The 19,217-nt window shown below is 66.1% G+C and carries 20 protein-coding genes and 1 pseudogene; 12 read left to right on the top strand and 9 right to left on the bottom strand.

Going from position 1 to position 19,217, the window contains the following annotated elements; translation table 11 throughout:
* Positions 1–45: 45 nt before the first annotated feature.
* A complete protein-coding gene (locus LPA45_RS09815; protein WP_233528176.1) occupies positions 46–384 on the bottom strand; it encodes a penicillin-binding protein in 339 nt (112 codons plus the stop codon).
* Positions 385–657: 273 nt separating this feature from the next.
* On the opposite strand from LPA45_RS09815, the gene LPA45_RS09810 reads away from it, so the two are divergent.
* The gene (locus LPA45_RS09810; protein WP_317925647.1) at positions 658–1,419 is read left to right on the top strand and encodes a M48 family metalloprotease; all 762 of its coding nucleotides are present in this window, start codon (positions 658–660) and stop codon (positions 1,417–1,419) included.
* Positions 1,420–1,500: 81 nt separating this feature from the next.
* Here LPA45_RS09810 and LPA45_RS09805 read toward each other — a convergent pair whose 3' ends face one another.
* Both LPA45_RS09805 and LPA45_RS09800 read right to left on the bottom strand, forming a co-directional pair.
* Positions 1,501–1,935 carry a universal stress protein gene (locus LPA45_RS09805; protein ID WP_092308857.1) on the bottom strand — a complete coding sequence of 145 codons (435 nt, stop codon included), beginning with the start codon at positions 1,933–1,935 and terminating at the stop codon, positions 1,501–1,503.
* A 175-nt stretch (positions 1,936–2,110) separates the two neighbouring features.
* Entirely contained in the window at positions 2,111–3,061 is a 951-nt protein-coding gene (locus LPA45_RS09800; RefSeq protein ID WP_317925644.1) for a LysR family transcriptional regulator, read from the bottom strand.
* Positions 3,062–3,344: 283 nt separating this feature from the next.
* On the opposite strand from LPA45_RS09800, the gene LPA45_RS09795 reads away from it, so the two are divergent.
* Complete coding sequence (locus LPA45_RS09795; protein ID WP_116320503.1) at positions 3,345–4,046, top strand: haloacid dehalogenase type II; 702 nt, start codon at positions 3,345–3,347, stop codon at positions 4,044–4,046.
* 49 nt (positions 4,047–4,095) lie between these two features.
* Entirely contained in the window at positions 4,096–5,682 is a 1,587-nt protein-coding gene (gene aceB / locus LPA45_RS09790) for a malate synthase A (protein WP_116320504.1), read from the top strand.
* Positions 5,683–5,755: 73 nt separating this feature from the next.
* Here the strand turns inward: aceB and LPA45_RS09785 are convergent, their stop codons facing one another.
* Positions 5,756–6,079 (bottom strand): hypothetical protein, encoded by a 324-nt coding sequence (locus tag LPA45_RS09785; RefSeq protein WP_317925640.1) that lies wholly within the window; start codon positions 6,077–6,079, stop codon positions 5,756–5,758.
* Positions 6,080–6,319: 240 nt separating this feature from the next.
* Here LPA45_RS09785 and LPA45_RS09780 point away from each other — a divergent pair, with 240 nt between their 5' ends.
* Together LPA45_RS09780 and LPA45_RS09775 are read left to right on the top strand one after the other, a co-directional pair.
* Positions 6,320–7,303: a tripartite tricarboxylate transporter substrate binding protein gene (locus LPA45_RS09780; RefSeq protein WP_116320506.1), complete on the top strand. Its 984-nt coding sequence runs from the start codon at positions 6,320–6,322 to the stop codon at positions 7,301–7,303.
* A 124-nt stretch (positions 7,304–7,427) separates the two neighbouring features.
* The gene (locus LPA45_RS09775) at positions 7,428–7,859 is read left to right on the top strand and encodes a universal stress protein (protein ID WP_116320555.1); all 432 of its coding nucleotides are present in this window, start codon (positions 7,428–7,430) and stop codon (positions 7,857–7,859) included.
* An 18-nt stretch (positions 7,860–7,877) separates the two neighbouring features.
* On the opposite strand, the gene LPA45_RS09770 is transcribed toward LPA45_RS09775, so the two are convergent.
* Complete coding sequence (locus LPA45_RS09770; RefSeq protein WP_233528182.1) at positions 7,878–8,036, bottom strand: hypothetical protein; 159 nt, start codon at positions 8,034–8,036, stop codon at positions 7,878–7,880.
* On the opposite strand from LPA45_RS09770, the gene LPA45_RS09765 reads away from it, so the two are divergent.
* Positions 7,963–8,232: a tripartite tricarboxylate transporter substrate-binding protein gene (locus LPA45_RS09765; RefSeq protein ID WP_271815686.1), complete on the top strand. Its 270-nt coding sequence runs from the start codon at positions 7,963–7,965 to the stop codon at positions 8,230–8,232. The genes LPA45_RS09770 and LPA45_RS09765 overlap by 74 nt on opposite strands.
* Here the strand turns inward: LPA45_RS09765 and LPA45_RS09760 are convergent.
* Positions 8,163–8,588, bottom strand: a pseudogene (locus LPA45_RS09760) (MmgE/PrpD family protein); the annotation flags it as partial. The gene LPA45_RS09765 and the pseudogene LPA45_RS09760 sit on opposite strands and share 70 nt — an antisense overlap.
* A gap of 260 nt (positions 8,589–8,848) precedes the next feature.
* A complete protein-coding gene (locus tag LPA45_RS09755; RefSeq protein ID WP_116320508.1) occupies positions 8,849–10,606 on the bottom strand; it encodes an ABC transporter ATP-binding protein/permease in 1,758 nt (585 codons plus the stop codon).
* 310 nt (positions 10,607–10,916) lie between these two features.
* Here LPA45_RS09755 and LPA45_RS09750 point away from each other — a divergent pair, with 310 nt between their 5' ends.
* The 4 genes from LPA45_RS09750 to LPA45_RS09735 all read left to right on the top strand — a co-directional run bounded on the left by LPA45_RS09750 (position 10,917) and on the right by LPA45_RS09735 (position 15,498).
* Entirely contained in the window at positions 10,917–11,834 is a 918-nt protein-coding gene (locus LPA45_RS09750) for a LysR family transcriptional regulator (protein ID WP_317925638.1), read from the top strand.
* Positions 11,835–11,939: 105 nt separating this feature from the next.
* On the top strand, positions 11,940–12,695 hold the full coding sequence (locus LPA45_RS09745) for an ABC transporter ATP-binding protein (RefSeq protein ID WP_116320510.1): 756 nt from the start codon (positions 11,940–11,942) through the stop codon (positions 12,693–12,695).
* The gene (locus LPA45_RS09740) at positions 12,692–14,134 is read left to right on the top strand and encodes a DUF3526 domain-containing protein (RefSeq protein ID WP_317925637.1); all 1,443 of its coding nucleotides are present in this window, start codon (positions 12,692–12,694) and stop codon (positions 14,132–14,134) included. The genes LPA45_RS09745 and LPA45_RS09740 overlap by 4 nt, the downstream gene beginning before the upstream one ends.
* Positions 14,131–15,498 (top strand): DUF3526 domain-containing protein, encoded by a 1,368-nt coding sequence (locus LPA45_RS09735; RefSeq protein ID WP_317925636.1) that lies wholly within the window; start codon positions 14,131–14,133, stop codon positions 15,496–15,498. Before LPA45_RS09740 ends, LPA45_RS09735 begins: the two co-directional genes overlap by 4 nt.
* A 60-nt stretch (positions 15,499–15,558) precedes the next feature.
* Here the strand turns inward: LPA45_RS09735 and LPA45_RS09730 are convergent, their stop codons facing one another.
* Positions 15,559–16,545 carry a tripartite tricarboxylate transporter substrate binding protein gene (locus LPA45_RS09730; protein ID WP_116320512.1) on the bottom strand — a complete coding sequence of 329 codons (987 nt, stop codon included), beginning with the start codon at positions 16,543–16,545 and terminating at the stop codon, positions 15,559–15,561.
* Between the two features lie 343 nt (positions 16,546–16,888).
* Between LPA45_RS09730 and LPA45_RS09725 the strand changes: the two genes are divergently transcribed.
* Positions 16,889–17,074 (top strand): SMP-30/gluconolactonase/LRE family protein, encoded by a 186-nt coding sequence (locus LPA45_RS09725; RefSeq protein WP_367395016.1) that lies wholly within the window; start codon positions 16,889–16,891, stop codon positions 17,072–17,074.
* Between the two features lie 22 nt (positions 17,075–17,096).
* Here the strand turns inward: LPA45_RS09725 and LPA45_RS09720 are convergent, their stop codons facing one another.
* A complete protein-coding gene (locus LPA45_RS09720) occupies positions 17,097–17,822 on the bottom strand; it encodes a GntR family transcriptional regulator (RefSeq protein ID WP_317925632.1) in 726 nt (241 codons plus the stop codon).
* 166 nt (positions 17,823–17,988) lie between these two features.
* Here LPA45_RS09720 and LPA45_RS09715 point away from each other — a divergent pair, with 166 nt between their 5' ends.
* The gene (locus LPA45_RS09715) at positions 17,989–19,209 is read left to right on the top strand and encodes an alanine--glyoxylate aminotransferase family protein (RefSeq protein ID WP_317925631.1); all 1,221 of its coding nucleotides are present in this window, start codon (positions 17,989–17,991) and stop codon (positions 19,207–19,209) included.
* Positions 19,210–19,217 lie beyond the last annotated feature (8 nt).

Genomic DNA, 19,217 nt, shown 5'->3' with positions numbered 1-19,217 from the left:
GCCCGGGTCTTGCATCCCTCTAAACAGAGGTGTTGCCCCATGCGTTTAACGCCCCATGCGGCGGTTGTAGCTGCGCGAAATGCGCGCCATCAACGCTGGGTCGCTTGCACCCATGCTGTCGAACGACACCTGCACGTGGCCGTCTGCCATCTGATCCACACCGGCCATCACCGTGCTGCTTTCCAGGCTGCCGACCACTACGCCACTAACCGGGTCCGCGACGCTGATCGCCAGTCCCTGGTCCTGCATTGCCCCTGCTGCCGCGGTGAAGGTGCGATCGAAGCTGGCCGGCGTCATGACCGTAAAGGCGCCTGTTCCGGCCGGGGTCGTGCATGCCGAAAGCGCCAGGATGCCGCCGCTGGCTAGTAGTGAAAGTCGCATCATGATGACACCTTCCGTCAGCCCCGGCCGAACATGTACGCGTTGCGACTTTGTGCGAATTTCCACTCGCTGATCGCCCTGCCACAAGATTAGGCGACATTGACGAAGATTCCATGCGAAGCGCAGCGGAGCGTTAGGGCATGCCGGAAGTGCGAAATGCAATAAATTGTCATATCTGACGATTTATTGCATTTGGGTGATGCAGGCGGCAAGTGGATGCCATAAAGTGCCCCGGCCTTTGTCGGCACCTTCCGAGCCACTCCCAAGAACAACATCATGAAAGCATCACTCTCTCTCGCTACCTGCGCCGTCGTGGCCGCACTGCTGGCCGGCTGCTCCGGCGGCATGCCCACCAATATCGACGGCATGGTGTCCGCCGGCTCCTCGCTGGCCAAGGCCGCGACGCTGAGCGACGCGGACATCAAGAGCCTGTCCGACCAGGCCTGCGCCGAGTCGGACAAGACCAACAAGATCGCCGGCGCTAATACCACCTACGGCAAGCGCCTGGCCAAGATCATGAGCGGCCTGAATGGCAGCAACGTGCCCAACGTCAACGCCAAGGTGTACATGACCAAGGACGTCAACGCCTGGGCCATGGCCAACGGCTGCGTGCGTGTCTACAGCGGCCTGATGGACATGATGACCGACGATGAAGTGCGTGGCGTGCTGGGCCACGAGCTGGGTCATGTGGCGCTGGGCCACACCAGGAAGGCCATGCAGGTCGCCTACACGGCGACGGCCGCGCGTGGCGCGGCCGCGGCGGCAGGCAACAACGCGGTTGCCGCGCTGTCGTCGTCGCAACTGGGCGAGCTGGGCGAGAAGCTGATCAACGCGCAGTTCTCGCAGTCGCAGGAAAGCGCGGCCGATGACTACTCGTTTGACCTGCTGACCAAAAACAAGGCCAACACGCGCGGCCTGGTGACGGCGTTCCAGAAGCTGGCCAAGCTCGATGGCGGCAAGTCGGGCATGTTCTCGTCGCACCCGGGGTCGGATGACCGCGCCAGGCATATGGAGGAGCGGATTCGCAAGGCTTCGTAAGCTACCGGGCGCACCCATGACAACGCCCGCACCGGACAGCCCGGTGCGGGCGTTGTGCTTTCTGCCGAAGCAGGCCGGGGGTCAGCGATACACGATGACCGGGATATCGGTATGCGTCAGCACCTTCTGCGTTTCGCTGCCGAGCAGCAGGCCGGACAGCCCGCGCCGGCCATGCGACGCCATGAAGATCACGTCGCACCCATGGCGCTCGGCGGCGTCGATGATGCCGAGGTAGGGCACGGCGAAGGTCGACATGTCGGCGTCGAAGGTGACGCCGGCCGCGGTCGCCAGGTTCTCGATTTCCTTCAGGTAGAGCTTGGCCTGGTTCTCGATGCGGTCCTTGAAGGCCTGCGGCGCCTCGACCACGATTTCGCTGAACGGGGTGTAGGGATACTCCTCCAGGCAGACATAGGCCGTGACGCGCGCGCCGATGGCCTTGGCGAGTTCCAGCCCGCCGTTGATGGCCTTCTTGGAGAGTTCCGAGCCGTCGGTGGGTAGCAGGATATGTTGGAACATGCGGGGCTCCTTTGCTGACTAGGGAAGGGGCAGGGCGGCCGCCCTGCGCCGGTGGGGCGATGCCGGGGCGGTGGAAAGCGTCTGTCTGAATCCATTGTAGTCAGTGTGCCGAGTACGGCATTGTGCAAAATCAAATGCAACAAAACCGTCTCAGCCGGAGCCCTTGCGCTGGCCGTCAGCCCGCCAGCGCCGCTGCCGCCGGCATGGCGGCAGCCTGCTCTGCCCGGCGCCAGTAGGCCGGGTTGCCGTAGGTGTTCTTCAGGTGGTCGATAAACAGCCGCACCCGCAGCGGCAGGTGCTTGCGCTGCGGGAACACCGCATGGATGCCGATCGGCGGCGCCTGGAAGTCGTCCAGCACCGTGACCAGCCGGCCGCTGGCGATTTCGTTGCCGACCTCCCACCACGAGCGCCACGCCAGTCCGTGGCCCTGCAGGCACCACTCATGCAGCACCGCGCCGTCGGTGCATTCCATGGTGCCGCCGACCTTGACCGTCACCGAGCGGCCGTCTTCCGTGAATACCCAGCCGCGCTGTACGTTGGCGCTGGCGCCGAAAGCCAGGCAGTTGTGCCGCTGCAGGTCTTCCGGCGTGTTGGGGCGGCCGGCGCGGGCCAGGTAGTCAGGCGAGGCCACCACCACGCGCCGGGTCTCGGCCAGCCGGATCGAGACCAGGCTGGAGTCGGGCAGGTCGCCCAGCCGGATCGCGCAGTCGAAGCCTTCGTTGACCAGGTCGACCACGCGATCGGACAGGTCGAGCGTGATCGATACGTCCGGGTGCGATTCAGTGAACAGCGGCACCAGCGGCGCCACGTGCTTGCGGCCATAGCCGGCCGGCGCAGTCACGCGCAGGTGGCCGCTGGCCTTGACGCCGCCGGCCGAGACGCTGGCCTCGGCGTTGTGCAGGTCGTTCAGGATGCGCTGGCAATCCTCCAGGAAGGCCGAGCCTTCGAAGGTCAGGCTGATCTTGCGCGTGGTGCGTACCAGTAACTTCACGCCCAGCCGCTCTTCCAGCGCATCGATGCGGCGCCCGATGATGGCCGGCGCCACGCCCTCCGCCGCTGCTGCCGCCGACAGGCTGCCGCGCGACGCGACGGATACAAAAGTCTCCAACTGTTTGAAATGGTCCACAAATGTTCGCCGAGTAACGCCCAGCCCGCGCGTTTTGTGCCGGCGCGGTCACGCCCGATGCGTGGTGGCGTGCTGCTTGGCGTCCAATGCGCGAGGATTTAGTGCGGAGTATCGTTTTAGTCAGCCAAGATTAGTGGTCTAAAAGTAAAAGATCAAGTGACCCGGGGCACCTTTGCCGCAGTGCAGCGTCTCCCTACAATGCGATGCATTCATCGGTGTACACGGCCACGCAGTTGTGGTCCGACACCGGCACACGTTGCTAGATACAGGTTGCCAGCGCCCCATGAACAAGATCCGCGCAGTCGTCTTCGATGCCTACGGCACGCTGTTCGACGTGTATTCCGTCACCGCGCGCGCGGAACAATTGTTCCCGGGCCGCGGCGAGGCGTTGGCGCTGCTGTGGCGCGACCGCCAGATCGACTACACGCGCATCCGCACCATGGCCGGGCACGACGGCGCGCACTACAAGCCGTTCTGGGCCATCACCGTGGACGCGCTGCGATACGCCGCCGAGCGCCTGGGCCTGCCGCTGGACGAGGCCACCGAAGCCCAGCTGCTCAAGGAATACGCCTGCCTGTCGGCCTTCCCGGAAAACCTGGGCGCGCTCAAGCGCCTGCGCAAGGCGGGGCTGCCGCTGGGCATCCTGTCCAACGGCAATGCCGAGATGCTTGACATCTCGGTCAAGAGCGCCGGCATGAACGGCCTGTTCGACCATGTGCTGTCGGTCGACGCGGTGCGCCAGTACAAGACCGCGCCGGCTGCCTATGCATTGGGGCCGCTGGCCTTCGGGCTGGACGCGCAGGAGATGCTGTTCGTCTCGTCCAACGGCTGGGACGCCTGCGGCGCCACCTGGTTTGGCTACACCACCTTCTGGATCAACCGTGCCGGCCACCCGGCGGAGCGGCTCGATGTAGCCCCCTCCGGCACCGGGCACGACATGAACGACCTGCTCGAATTCGTCCGCGCCCATGGCGTGGCCGTGTAGCAGGCGTCCCAATAACCAAGCTATCGCTATCGTTTACAGGAGAACACTGATGGCTATCACGCTGCCCGCGGGCATGAAGATTACCGGCGAAATCCTGCCGGCCTACGAAGATATCCTCACGCCGGAAGCCCTGGCCCTGGTAGACAAGCTGCACCGCGCCTTCGAGCCGCGCCGTCAGGAACTGCTGGCCGCGCGCGTCGAGCGCGCCAAGCGCCTGGACGCCGGCGAAGTCCCCGATTTCCTGCCGGAAACCAAGAACATCCGCGAAGGCGACTGGAAGGTTGCCCCGGTGCCCAAGGCACTGGAACTGCGCCGCGTGGAAATCACCGGCCCGGTCGAAGCCAAGATGGTGATCAACGCCTTCAACTCGGGCGCTGACAGCTATATGACCGACTTCGAGGACTCCAACACCCCCAACTGGCACAACCAGCTGCAGGGCCAGGTCAACCTGAAGGCCGCCGTGCGCCGCACGCTGACCCTGGAGTCGAAGGGCAAGCAATACAAGCTGAACGACAAGATCGCCACGCTGCAGGTGCGTCCGCGCGGCTGGCACCTGGACGAAAAGCACGTCACCATCGACGGCAAGCGCGTCTCGGGCGGCATCTTCGACTTCGCGCTGTTCCTGTTCCACAACGCGAAGGAGCAGATCGCCCGCGGCGCCGGCCCGTTCTTCTACCTGCCCAAGATGGAAAGCCATCTGGAAGCGCGCCTGTGGAACGACATCTTCGTGATGGCGCAGAAGGAAGTCGGCCTGCCGCAAGGCACCATCAAGGCCACCGTGCTGATCGAGACCATCCTCGCCGCGTTCGAGATGGAAGAGATCCTGTATGAGCTGCGCGAGCACAGCGCCGGCCTGAACGCCGGCCGCTGGGACTACATCTTCTCGTGCATCAAGAAGTTCAAGAACGACAAGGACTTCTGCCTGGCCGACCGCGCCAAGGTCACCATGACCGCGCCGTTCATGCGCGCCTACGCCCTGCTGCTGCTCAAGACCTGCCACTCCCGCGGCGCCCCCGCCATCGGCGGCATGAGCGCGCTGATCCCGATCAAGAACGATCCGGAGAAGAACGCCATCGCCATGGAAGGCATCATCAGCGACAAGCGCCGCGATGCCACCGACGGCTACGACGGCGGCTGGGTGGCGCACCCGGGCCTGGTCGAGCCGGCGATGAAGGAATTCGTCGCGGTGCTGGGCGACAAGCCGAACCAGTTCGAGAAGCAACGTCCGGACGTGCAAGTGAAGGGCGCCGACCTGCTGGACTTCAAGCCGGAAACGCCGATCACCGAGCACGGCCTGCGCATGAACATCAACGTCGGCATCCACTACCTGGGCGCCTGGCTGGATGGCAACGGCTGCGTGCCGATCCACAACCTGATGGAAGACGCCGCCACCGCCGAGATCTCGCGCTCGCAGGTGTGGCAGTGGATCCGTTCGCCGAAGGGCAAGCTGGAAGACGGCACCAAGGTCACGGCCGAGCTGGTGCGCAAGCTGATTCCGGAAGAACTGGCCAAGGTGAAGGAACTGGTTGGTGGCGACACCAAGACCTATGACCGCGCTGCCGAGATCTTCGAGCAGATGTCGACCTCGGAGGATTTCGCCGAGTTCCTGACGCTGCCGCTGTACGAAGAAGTCTGAGCGGGCCGCACTGCTCCGGCATGACCAGGAACCGCAGCCTGATGGCTGCGGTTTTTTTGTTTCCGGCCTCGCTTCACAGCGGCCCGGGCAGCGTCTTCAGCCCGACCCAGAGCACCATGATGATCACATTGACCGGCACGCTGAGCGCGCCCGGCACGTAGAACAGCGCCGACAGCACCGGCGCGCACAGCACGCCTTCCACCACGCTGCCCAGCGCATAGAAAAAGACCCCGCACCACAGCCAGCGCCGCATATACGTCGGCAGCCAGTGCGCACGCGCCTTGTTGAAATGCCAGGCGTGGGCTCGTTCGGCCCGGCTACCCTGGCTGGCGTCACGGAACAGCCAGTTGAAGAAAAAGTAGCGGTACAGCAGGGTGCGAAAAGCCAGCTCTTGCATGATCACTCCTTTGGCCGCGCCGAGCCGGTGGTGCGCAGAGTTCACACGCGCGCACGCATGCGAGGACGACAGCCGGCTTACATAGCAGCGTAGCAAGAAGTCACGGGGACAGCCCAGCGCGGGCGCAATCCCGGTCCGCGGCATGATGGAAAACCCCTCATGTCCCGCGCCCCAACACTTCCTAATATGTAGTACCCGCCGCCAGCGCGGCCCGACAACATCAAAGCGGAGACTTCAGACATGGACCGTCGACAGTTCCTGGGCACCGCAGTGCTTGCCGCAACCGCCGGCATCGCGCCCTGCGCCATGGCGCAGCAGTGGCCAGCGCGGCCGATCCGGCTGGTGGTGGCATATCCGCCCGGCGGCGGTACTGACGTGGTGGCGCGGCTGTTTGCCGACTATCTGGCCCGCGTGACGGGCCAGTCCGTGGTGGTGGAGAACAAGCCGGGCGGCGCTACCATTCCCGCCACCCAGGACGTCATCCGTGCCAGGAACGACGGCCAGACGCTGCTGGTGACGCTGGGTTCGTCCGCCACCTCGGGCGCGCATATCAACCGCGTGCCCTACGATCCGCTGACCGACCTCACCGCGCTCGCCGAACTCGGCCGTGCCCCGGTGCTGCTTGCCGCCAACAAGGACGCACCATATTCCACGCTGAAGGAACTGATCGCGTATTCCAGGGCCAACCCGGGCAAGCCGATCCACTCGGCCTCATACGGCCCGGGCACGTCGTCGCACTTTGGCCCGCTGCTGTTCAACCGGCTGGCAGGCACCAACCTGGAGCCGGTGCTGTACAAGGGCTCGGCGCCTGCCACGCAAGACCTGGTGGGTGGCGTGGTGCCGCTGATGATCGACGGCCTGACCACCGGCGTGCCGCTGTACCAGGCCGGCAAGACCAAGGTGCTGGCGACCACCATGCCGGAACGCTCGGACATGGCGCCCGGTGCGCCGACATTCCGCGAGCTGGGTTTCCAGGAGATGGAGCAACTTAGCGGCTATTTCGCGCTGTTCGGGCCGAAGGGCATGTCCAAGGCCACTGTCGATACCGTCTCGGAGGCCGTGCGCAAGGTGTTGGCGGATCCGGCGTACCAGAAGCGGCTGGCCGGCATTGGCGTGCTGCCGGCGCAGGCGGTCACGCCCGAGGCGTTTGCCGCGCAGATCCGGACCGATCATGCGCGTTGGGGCCAGTTCATCAAGGACATCGGGTTCAAGATCGAGAATTGAAACCGCCACGGACATCCGATCTCCAGCGACGGGCTCTGCCGCGGGGCGATTTATTGTCCATACTGAACCTTGCCGCGGTGCCCCTGCCGCGGCAAGCAAGAATCAGCAGCCTATGGAGGGAATCGTGTTCAAGCACATCTTGCTGGCCACCGATGGCTCGGAGCTTTCCAAGGTCGCCATGGCGGCGGCGCTCAATTTCGTCAAGGCGGGCGATGCGAAGCTGACGGCGTATACGTGCATGGAGGAGTATCCCTACCTGTCCTCGGGCGATGCCGGTCATCCGCGGCGAAAGGCGTATGAGGAACATGAGGCCGAGCGGGCCAACGCGCTACTCGCCGAGGTTGTCGCGGCGGCCACCGCGGCGGGCGTGACCTGCCAGACCGACATGAGCGTGTCGGTGCCGTACAAGGGCATCATCGATGCCGCCGCCAAGCACGGCTGTGACGTGATCTTCATGGCGTCGCACGGCCGGCGCGGGCTGGAGGGGCTGCTGGTCGGCAGCGAAACGCAGAAGGTGCTGACGCACTGCAGGATCCCCGTGCTCGTCTACCGCTGAGCTTGCGCAATCCGCCAGTCAGGATTCCTTCGACAGTTGCGCGATGCGCTTCCAGTGCGCATCTTCTTTCGGCAACTGGCTGAGGAACTGGCGGCGGTCGGCGATATCGACGTACATCGCCAGCGCCGGGCGCTGGGGCGAGATCCCGGACGTTCCGACCACGGCGCAGGCGGGCATCGCCGACTACCTGGTGGCCTCGTGGATCGGCGCGCTGGCACCGGTGTCAACGCCCGCGCCGGTGGTCGAACGCTTGTCCGACGAACTGGTCAGGAACGCACGAACCTGGCATGCCGCGCCAGCCTCCACTAACACATGCTCGGTGCTGCCATCGCGGAAGGTCACGGTCACGTCGGCGACGAACTTGCCCGGATAGCGCGCCTCCAGTTCGGGCGCCTCGGTGATGGCGATGCCGCGCGCGACGTCCAGCACCGGGGCCATGTCGAGCTTGCCGTCGAGGTAGTCGCGATGCACCTTGCAGCCATTGCCCATGCCAAGCACGGCGAAGGCCATCTGCGTCGGCAGGCTGAACTGGACATGCTCGATGTTCTTCGGCTCGTACGCATTGGCATTGGCGGTGCCGACCACCACGTTGAAGGCCGGATGGATGCGTGCCTGGATGCCGGCGATCTCGGCGCGGCGCGCCGCGAACGGGCGCACAGCGTCGATATACGCATGCGTGCAATAACAGGCGCAGTACGCCTTGAGCCAGACCGTGGCGCCGCGAACTGGCCGAGTTCTCCGAAGGATATCGAGCTGGTCGGGCACCGACAGCGAGACCGACACGTTGAGACGTGCGTTCGGAACGGAAGGCCCGCAGCACGTGCAGGACGCGTTCCAAGGTCAGCGCGGGACTTGTCATCGGAGCTCGTGGGCGTGCGCTGCGTTTTCCATACCACCGGGTCTGATGGTTGGGGCAGCCGCCGTGCGGCTCAAATGCCGATTCGCGAGCCGGCGGTTGCCGGAATGCCGAACACGCCCACGCCGGGCCGTCAGAAGCGGAAGCCCTGGCTCGGATGCACCTTCCAGCCGCCAGTGCCATCGAGCTCCAGCACCTGGTGGTGGTACTTGAGCAGCGAGGGACGGTGGCTGACGCTGACCAGCGTCGCATCCATGCCGGCCAGCAACTGGTACATGCCTTCCTCGTTGCCGATATCGAGCGCGCTGGTGGCCTCGTCGAGCATCACATAGCGCGGCCGCGACAGCAGCACGCGCCCCATCGTCAGCCGCTGCTGCTCGCCCAGCGACAGTACCTTGCCCCAGTCCACTTCGGTATCGAGCCCGCCGAAGCGCTCGACGATGCTGCCCAGATTGACAAGCTCAAGCAACCGGATCAGTTCGTCGTCGGGGATGTGCTGCCCGATGTGATTGGGATACAGCAACTGGCCGCGCAGGCTGCCGACCACCATGTACGGGTGCTGCGGCAGGAACAGCATGTCCTGCGGCCTGGGCCGCACGATGCAGCCGCTGCCGCTGGTCCACAAGCCGGCCATGGCGCGCATCAGCGAGCTCTTGCCGCCGCCGCTGGCACCGACGATCAGCAGCCCTTCGCCGGGATTGGCCGACACCGTCAGGTCACGCACCAGCGTGCGTTCCAGGTTGGGCGTGCGCAGCGTCACGTGCAGCAGGGACAGGCGCGAATCCTGCACCGACTCGATCGTCGGCGCCGGTTCGGCGGTTTTCGCCGGCGTGGCCGCGAGCGTGCCGGCGAAGGTATCGAGCCGGTCCAGCCCGGCGACGAAGCGGGCCAGGTCTTCGAAGTTGTCGACGATTACCGTCAGCGCATTCAGCACCGCGGCAAACGCCCCCGCGGCCTGGATCGCGCGCCCGACTTCCATTTCCCCGGACAGCACATGCGAGGCGACGATGGCGCTTGGCAGCATGATGGTGAGGAAGCCGTAGCCGTACTGGAACGTATTCAGGCTCAACTGCCACTTGATGAGCTTGTCGAAGTTGCGGAAGGCATGCTCGAAGCGGCCGCTGACGTGCGACGACTCCAGCGCCTCGCCGCGGTAGAAGGCGATCGATTCGGCGTTCTCGCGCACCCGGATCAGGCTGAAGCGGAAGTCCGCCTCGCGCTTGAGCTGGAAGAAGTTCAGCCCGATCAGCACGCGCCCGAAGCAGTAGATGGAGATAAAGCTGCCGGCGATGGCATAGACCACCAGGAAGTAGACCAGCATCTGGGAAATCGACCACAGGACGGCGCTGAAGGCGATCAGCTGCAGCAGCGCGCCGATGCCGATAGACAGGAAGTACAGCGATTGCTTGGTGAAGGTGTTGATGTCTTCGGTGATCCGCTGGTCCGGATTGTCGATCGCCGCGTTGGCGTTGAGCTTGTAGTAAGTCCGGTCCTTGAAGTACCCGTCGAGGTAGTGACGGGTGAGCCATCGTCGCCACAGCAGGCTGAGTTTGTTGCGCAGGTAGTAGTAGGAGGAGTAGATGGGAACGGCGGCGAGCAGGATGTAGAGGCACTTTTGGATCGAGTCCCAGAAGCGGTCGGCATCTTGCGCCGCCAGGGCCGACGTGAATTCGCCGGTTTGTTCGTTGATCCAGACCTCGGCCTGCGTCTGTCCGAGCAGCAGCAGGATCAAAAGGAGCAGCAGGCCGGACGCCTTCCATCGCTCCTGCGAGAACCAGTAGGGTCGGGCAATGGCCCAGTAACGGGTCCACACATGGCGGGTGGGGGCGCCCGGACGTTTCCTGCGGCCCGAAGTGGTGCCGGCGACCCTCGGCTCGGGAACAACGCTCATCTGATTCTCCGCGCTGACGGATTCCCTGCTGCCGCGCGCATCCGTGACGCCGCAACGAAAGCGGACCAGCAGGAGAATCTGGATGAAATATAGGACAGCAAAATCCACGCCCGTCCAGATTTCATTCCCCTGGCACGCGAATTTTTTCGCGCCGGCGCGCGGTGTGCGGAGTTGACGGCAACGCCGAACCTGCTTTCAATGCGGGGTGACCAACCCGCTACAAGCTGGCACAAGCAGCCAAGGCTACAAACGAACCCTCCAACCGCTGCAACTGCTACAACCGCTGCAACCGCCTTCCAACCGTACCGCCATGGACCGCTTCGACGCGCTGCAACTTTTCACCCGGATCGTGGAGCTCGGCTCGTTCACCGGCGCCGCCAGTGCGCTCGACATGCCGCGCGCTACCGCCACGCACGCCATTAAGGAACTGGAGGCCCGCGTCGGCGCGCGGCTGCTCGAGCGCACCACGCGCCAGGTGCGCCCGACACTGGACGGCCAGGCGTTTTACGAGCGCAGCAAACGCGTGTTGCTGGAGCTGGAAGACGCCGAGACCTCGCTCAGCACGCAGGCGGCCAATCCGCGCGGGACGCTGCGGCTGGACCTGCACGGCACCCACGCGACGCAGGTCATCCTGCCGCGCATCGGCGAGTTCCGCGCCCGCTACCCCAATATCGAACTGGCGATCAGCAGCGGCGACCGCCTGGTCGACCTGGTGGGCGAGGGCATCGACTGCGTCGTGCGCGCCGGCCGTCCGCGCGACTCGTCGCTGGTGGCGCGGCGGCTGGCCGACATGCCGGAAGTGCTGTGCGCCAGTCCCGCCTACCTCGCTGTGCATGGCACGCCGCAACACCCGTCCGAACTCGAAGGCCATGCCGCCGTGGGCTTTTTCTCGCGCAACCATGACTACCGCTACCCGTTCACGCTGACGGTCGATGGCGAGGTGGTGGAGGTCAAGGCGCGCGGATGGATCGCGGTCAGCGACGCCGAGTGCTATACCAGTGCCGCGCTCGCCGGCTGCGGCCTGATCCAGGTGCCGCGCTTCCGCGTTGAAGAGCACCTGCGCGCGGGGCGGCTGGTGCCGGTGCTGGAAGCCTGGCCATGCCCGACGCTGCCGGTGTCGGTCCTGTATCCGTTCCACCGGCAGCTGGCGCCGCGCGTGCGGGTCTTCGTCGACTGGGTGGCGTCCGTCTATGCCGAGCGCTTCGGGCCGCTGCGTGGCGCCTCGTGAAGGGCGTGCCGGCGGCTCTTGCTAATGATATTGCATTATCATTAAAGCTCGCGTAGCATCGCCGGACATCGCCAACGACACTTTCCCGCCCACGGGCGACCTGGCATGACGCTCACGCAGCCATTCATCGAAACCTCGCCGCACCCGGCTCCCATCCTCGAGGCCGACGGCGTCCAGGCCGGCTATGGCGCCGCGCCTGTGCTGACCGCGCTGACGTTGCGCGTCTGGCCCGGCGAGATCTATGCGCTGCTGGGCGCCAACGGCGCCGGCAAGACCACCACGCTGAGCCTGTTCCTGGGCTTCATCGGGCCCAGTGGCGGGCAGGTGCGGGTCAACCGCGTCGACCCGGTGCGGGACCCGGCCGGCGCGCGCCGGCAGATCGCCTATATCCCGGAAAACGTAGCCCTTTACGAGCACCTGAGCGCGCGCGAGAACGTCGCCTACCTGCTGAGCCTGGCAGGGCAGAAGGAAACCCCGCAGGCCATCGACGAGGCGTTGCAGGCCGCGGGACTGGACCCCGCTGCGTTCGGGCGGCGCGTGGCAGGCTTCTCCAAGGGCATGCGGCAGAAGGTGGCGATCGCGCTGGCGCTGCGGCGCGAGGTCGCGGCGCTGCTGCTGGACGAGCCCACCTCGGGCCTGGATCCGCAGGCGACCGCCGAGTTCAACCGCTTGCTTGGCCTGCTGCGCGGGCGGGGCGTGGCCACGCTGATGGTGACGCACGACCTGCTGTCCGCGGCCGGCATCGCCGACCGCATTGGCTTTATCCAGTCCGGCCGACTCGCCGTGGAGTATGCCGCGCAGGGGCCGGAAGGCTTCGACGTGCGCGCCTTGCACCAGCGCTACGCGCAAGGTGCGGCATGAGCAGATCCTGGCTGATCGCGCGCGAGGAATGGCGCCTGATGCGGCGCGACAAAGTGGCGGTGGCCAGCCTGGCACTGGTGCTGTTGCTTGCCTTCGCCGCCATCCTGAGCGCATGGGAGCACCATCGCGATGTCAGCGCGCAGCAGGCGCGCTACCAGCAGCAGGCCGACCGGGAATTCGCCAGCCAGCCCGACCGGCACCCGCACCGGATGGCGCACTACGGCCACTACCTGTTCCGGCCGCTGGGCCCGCTGGCGGTGTTCGATCCGGGCATCGATCTCTATACCGGCCGCTCGCTCTACCTCGAAGCGCACCGGCAAAACAGCGCCAACTTCGGCGAGGTGCGGCAGTCGTCGCTGCTGGTGCGCTTCGGGCAGTTGTCGCCGGCCTTCGTGCTGCAGGTGCTGGCGCCACTGCTGCTGATCTTTGCCGGCCACGGCGTGCTGGCGCGCGAGCGCGAGAGCGGCGTGCTGCGCGTGTTGCTGGCGCAGGGCGTGCGGGGCGGCGAACTGGTGCGGGGCAAGGTGCTGGCCGTCGCCGGCGTGGCGCTGGCCGTGCTGCTGCCTGCAGCGGCGGTGCTGGCCTGGATGGCGCTGGCGCGGCCGGGCGATGCGCCGCTGTCCGCGCTGCTGGCGGCGCTGCTGGTGGCGGCATATGCCGGCTGGCTGCTGCTGTGGTCGCTGCTCGTCACCGTGGTGTCGGCGTGGTGCCGGCGCAGCCGCGATGCGCTGCTGGTGCTGCTGGCGCTGTGGGCCGTGCTGGTGGTCATGCTGCCGCGCGCGGTGCCGGACCTGGTCAACGCCGTGGTGGCGCTGCCGACGCGGCTGGAAAGCACCATCGCGGTGGAGCGCGAGCTTGCGGCGATCGGCGACAGCCATGACCCCGACGATCCCTACTACAACGGCTTCCGGCAGCAGGTCCTGGCACAGTACGGCGTGCGCCGCGTCGAGGACCTGCCGGTGAACTACAAGGGCCTGCTCAAGACCGAAGGCGAACGCCTTACCAGCGCCTTGTTCGACCGGCACGCCGAGGCGGCCTTCGCGCTGCAGTTCCGGCAAGGCCGGCTCACCGATATGCTCGGATGGCTCAGTCCTGCCTTTGCGCTGCGCCGGCTGTCGATGACCGTTGCCGCTACCGACCTGCATGGCTATCGCGACTTCCTGCAGCAGGGCGAACGCTATCGCTACGGCCTGGTGCAGGCTCTGAACCGGCTGGAAGCCGAGCAGATCCGCTATGCCGATGCGGTCGATCCGGCCAGGGAGAACCGCATCGACCATCACCATTGGCAGGACCTGCCGGCGTTTGCCTACGTGCCGCCGTCCCTTGCCGGCACCGTGCAGCGCGCGCTGGCGCCGGCACTGGTGCTGCTGGCATGGCTGGCGGCGTGGCTGTGGCTGGCGCGCGTGGCGGCGCGCCGGCTGGAGGGCATGGCGCGATGAGCGGATGGCGAATGGGCATGCGCGAGGAATGGCGCCTGATCGTGCGCGCGCGGCTGACCGTGGCCGCACTGGTGCTGCTGTGCCTGCTGACCTGTCTGGCGGTCGGGGCGGGGCTGCACGAAGTGTCGCGGCAGCAGCACACCATCGCGCGCGCGGCGGCATTGCACGAACAGCGCGCCGCGGACGTGTACGAACGCCATGTGGGTGACGTCGGCATGGTGGCCTACTACAGCTTCTACTTCACTGCGGATCCGCCTTCCGACGCGGCGTTCCTGGCGCTGGGGCTGCGCGACGTGGCGCCGTTCATCCAGCGCGTGCGCATGCTCGGCCTGCAGTCGCAGGCCTATGACGGCGAGCATTTCAATCCCGAGCTGGCGCTGCCGGGGCGCTTCGACTTTGCCTTCGTGCTGGTCTACCTGGCGCCGCTGTTCGTCATTGCCTTGTTGCATGACCTGGTCTCGGGCGAGCGCCAGGCCGGGCGGCTGCGGCTGCTATTGTCGATGCCGGGGTCGCTGCGGCAACTGTGGCTGCGGCGCGTGGCGCTGCGCTATGGCCTGGTGCTGGCTTGCGTCGCGCTGCCGATGCTGGCGGGCGCAGCCGTTGCCGGCATGCCATGGCCCGCGATCGCGGCCGCCGTGGCGGTGGTGGCCAGCTACCTCGCTTTCTGGTTCGGCGCCGCGCTGCTGGTGGTCACGCGCGGCTGGCGCTCGCGCACCAACGCCACGGTGCTGATGGGGACCTGGGTGGGGCTGACCGTGGTGTTGCCGGTGGTCGCCAATATCGGGCTGGCCCGCGCCATCCCCGTCAACCAGGGTATCGACCTGATGCTGGCGCAGCGGCAGGCCGTCCACGCGGGCTGGGAAGTGCCGCGCGAAGTCACCATGCGCCAGTTCGTGCGCAGCCACCCGCAATGGGCCGGCATCGCGCCGCCGCGCACGGGATTCAACTGGGCCTGGTACTACGCGCTGCACCAGGTCGGCGACGACAGCGTGGCGGGCCAGGTGCAGGCCTACCGTGACGGGCTCGATGCGCGGCAACAGTGGACCGGCCGGCTCGGCTGGCTGCTGCCCGGCGTGGCCGCGCAGGCCTTCCTGCACCGGCTGGCGCACACCGACCTGGAAGCCCAGCTGGCCTTCCAGGACCGTATTGGCGCATTCCACCAGTCGGTCAGGACCTTCCACTATCCCTACCTGTTCGGCCGGCTTGCCTTCGGTGCGGAGGACTTCGCCGGCAGGCCGGCCTTTGCCGCGACCACACCGCGGCCACATGTCGCCAGCGCTTACCTGCTGGCGGCAATCGGGCTGCCATGGCTGCTGGGCGCGCTGGGCCTGTGGGCGATGTGTACGGTGCGGCTGCGGCCTTGAGGCAGGGCGTGGTCGCTTATCGCCTATCGCCTATCGCGTATTGGGGCCGCAGCGCCTGTCTCAGTCGAGGGTGATCTTTCCCGCCTTGACGATCTGACCGTATCGAGTGATGTCGCGCTCGATCACCTTGCGGAACTCTTCGGAGGAGCTGCCTACCGGCACGAATCCCAGTTCGGTCAGCTTCTTTGCCACGTCCGGGCTGCGCGTCGCCGCGGCGATCTCCTTGGCCATGCGCTCAACCACGGGCGCGGGCGTGCCGGCAGGCGCCAGCAGGCCGGTCCAGGAACTCATCACGAAGCCCGGGAAGCCCGATTCTTCCATGGTCGGGATATTCGGCTCGCCCGGCCAGCGCTTGGCCGAGGCCACGGCCAGCACATTGATCTTGCCCGACTTCACGTGCGGCATCGGCACCAGCAGGGGATCGAATGCCACCGACACCTCGCCGGAAACAAGTGCCGGCAGGATCGGTGCGCTGCCGTTGTACGGCACATGGGTCATCCTGACCTTGGACTCCATGGCCAGCCGTTCGCCCGTCAAATGCGCCGAGCTGCCCACGCCGCTAGAGCCGAATGTCAGCGTATCGGGATGCTTCTTGCCATAGTCGACCAGTTCGGCAACGGTCTTTGCCGGTACCTTCTTGCTGGCGAACAGGAACAGCGGCAGTTCCGCCATCTGCGCCACCGGCACGAGGTCCGAAGGCTTGTAGCTCAGCTTGGAATACAGCGACATGTTGGCGCTGTAGGCCGCGAGCACCGAGACAAAGGTATAGCCGTCCGGCGCCGAGCGTGCGGCAACGCCAACGCCAAGCGTACTGTTCGCGCCAGGCTTGTTCTCGATGATGATGGGCTGGCCGAGGCTTTGCGAGACCCTTTCGAACACGACCCGGGCTACCGTGTCGGTGGACCCGCCGGGGGTATAGGGAACGATGACCTTGATCGGCCTGGTGGGCCAGGCGTCGGCCGCGAAGGCGGTATGACCGATCACCAGGCTCGTGATGGCGAGCGTTACCAGTCGTGCGCTGCGCGCAGCGTGATTCGAAATACTCAACTACGTCTCCTGCTTTGGCAATTTTTGTCCCCGCCTTTGCGGCGGGTTCCAGCGGTGAATCCGCCGATCGATTATGCCGGAGCGGACGAAGCGGGTACTTGCCATGAGGCTGCCCCGGAACGCATTCCGTGAAGTCAGTGTGCGATAAGCGGTCGGGGCACTGTGAAGGCGCGGACCGCGATTTGTGGGTGGCGGTGCCGGCGGCAGGCGAGGGCTGCAATATCGGCCTGCTGAAGCCGGGCGGCGCACTGGTGACGCAGTGGAGCCTCGGCGAGACCGTGCAGGCGTTGCGCTGGATGCCAGCGGTGGCATCTGGACCGCGATGTGCGAGGGATGGAGCGTGATGCGCTTCCTGGCGGACGGGACCCTGGACCGGGTCGTGGGCATGCCGGTGCCGTGCCCCTCCGATGTCTGCATCGGAGGGGCCGGTTCTGGCAGCCTGTTCATTACCTCATCGCGCCAGCAGGTTTCGCTGGAGGTGCTGGCGAAGGCAGGCCTTTCGGGCAGGCTTTTCGAGCTATCGATCTGAGGCGCCGGACGCCGCGCTGGCGTCACGCGTTCTGCGCAGGCTTGTCCTTCACCGGATCGGGATGAATCTGCATGACCGCATCCCGCTTGTCCAGCAAGTGGTGCCGCAGGATGCCGGCCAGCTTCTTGCCATCGCGCGCCTCGAGGGCGCTCATCATGCCTTCGTGCTCGTCGACGGCACGGTCCCACTTGTCCGACAGGTAGTTGGAGCGGAAACGCAGCGCCTGGATGCGGCGGTTCAGCGCCAGGTAGGTCTGGCTTAGCGCCGAGTTGCGCGCAGAGGCCACGATCAGGTTGTGGATCTCCTGGTTGCGGGCGTAGTAGCCGGGCAAGTCCTTCTGTACGCGGCAGGCGAGCATGGAGTAGTGCAGCGCCTTGATCTCGGAGAGCTCCGCCGGCGTGATGCGCTCGCATGCCAGCTCGCCCGCGAAGGCCTCCAGGCCGCTCATCAGTTCGAACATTTCCCACACTTCGGTCTCGCTCATGCGCGACACGCTCGCGCCACGGTTCGGCCAGATGTCGATCAGGCCTTCCGCGGCCAGCACCTTGAGCGCCTCGCGCAGCGGCGTGCGGGAGATGCCAAGTGTCTCGCACAGTTCGCGCTCGTTCAGCTTCATGCCCGGCGACAGCACGCCTTCAACGATGAACCGGCGCAGGTGCTCGACCACGATGTCGTGCAGGCGCTTGCGCTCGACCTTGGGCATGAGCCCTTCGGATTGTCTGTTCTCGTCGTCCAGAGGATTTTGCATTCAATTTTCCCATCTTCGGAAACTTGCCTCGATTGTATCTCAAGGCCGAAAACTCCAGTGTTGCTAAGGGTTTACGCGGAAAAAGTTCGCCTTGAAGCGCCGCCGCAGCTGGTGCTACAGTAGATTGCATTCAAAATTCAAAATTCAACCAAGGAGACGACCTCCCATGATCCACCTCGATTTCCATCCGGCTGGCCGCCATTTCCTGCAGATCCCCGGCCCGAGCCCGGTGCCTGATCGCATCCTGCGCGCCATGAGCTACCCGACCATCGACCACCGCGGCCCCGAGTTCGGCGCGCTGGGGCGCAATGTGCTGGCCGATATCAGGAAGATCTTCAAGACCGAACAACCCGTGATCATTTACCCGGCGTCGGGTACCGGCGCCTGGGAGGCCGCGCTGACCAACACGCTGAGCCCGGGCGACCATGTGCTGATGTTTGAGACGGGTCACTTCGCCACGTTGTGGAAGAAGATGGCCGAAGCGCTGGGCCTCAAGCCGGAGTTCCTGGGCCTGCAGGGCATCGAAGGATGGCGTCGCGGGGTGCAGGCCGACATGATCGAGGCGCGGCTGCGCCAGGACACGGCGCACTCGATCAAGGCGGTATGCGTGGTGCATAACGAGACGTCGACCGGCGTGACCTCGAACATCGCCGCGGTGCGCAAGGCCATCGACGCGGCCGGCCACCCGGCCTTGCTGCTGGTGGACACGATCTCGGGGCTGGCCTCGGCCGACTACCGGCATGACGAGTGGGGCGTCGATGTCACGGTGTCGGGTTCGCAGAAGGGTTTGATGCTGCCGCCCGGCATCAGCTTCAACGCGGTCTCGCCGAAGGCGATCGCGGCCAGCCAGAAGGCCAGGCTGCCGCGCGCGTTCTGGGGCTGGACGGAAATCATCGAAGCCAACCAGAACGGCTACTGGCCGTACACCCCGAACACCAACCTGCTCTACGGCCTGTCCGAGGCGCTCGACATGATCCTGGGCGAGGGGCTGGACAACGTCTTCGCCCGCCACCAGCGCCTGGCGGAAGCCACGCGCCGCGCCGTGCGCGCCTGGGGCCTGGAAATCCAGTGTGCCGATCCGGCCGTGTACAGCCCCGTGCTGACGGGCGTGATGATGCCGGAGGGCGTGGACGCCGACGCCGTGCGCAAGCTCATCTATGAGCGCTTCAACATGTCGCTGGGCCAGGCGCTCGGCAAGATGCGCGGCCGCATGTTCCGCATCGGCCATCTGGGCGACTGCAATGACCTGACGCTGATGGCTACGCTGGCTGGCTGCGAAATGGGGCTGAAGCTGGCCGGCGTCCCCGTCGCCGCGAGCGGTGTCGCGGCGGCCATGGAATACCTGGCCGCGCACGCGGATACGCCGGTGCTGAAGGTGGCCGCCTGAACCCTGCG

This window comes from Cupriavidus sp. Agwp_2, assembly GCF_040784895.1.
Taxonomy (GTDB): Bacteria; Pseudomonadota; Gammaproteobacteria; order Burkholderiales; family Burkholderiaceae; genus Cupriavidus.
This window is presented reverse-complemented; position numbering and strand designations above follow the sequence as displayed.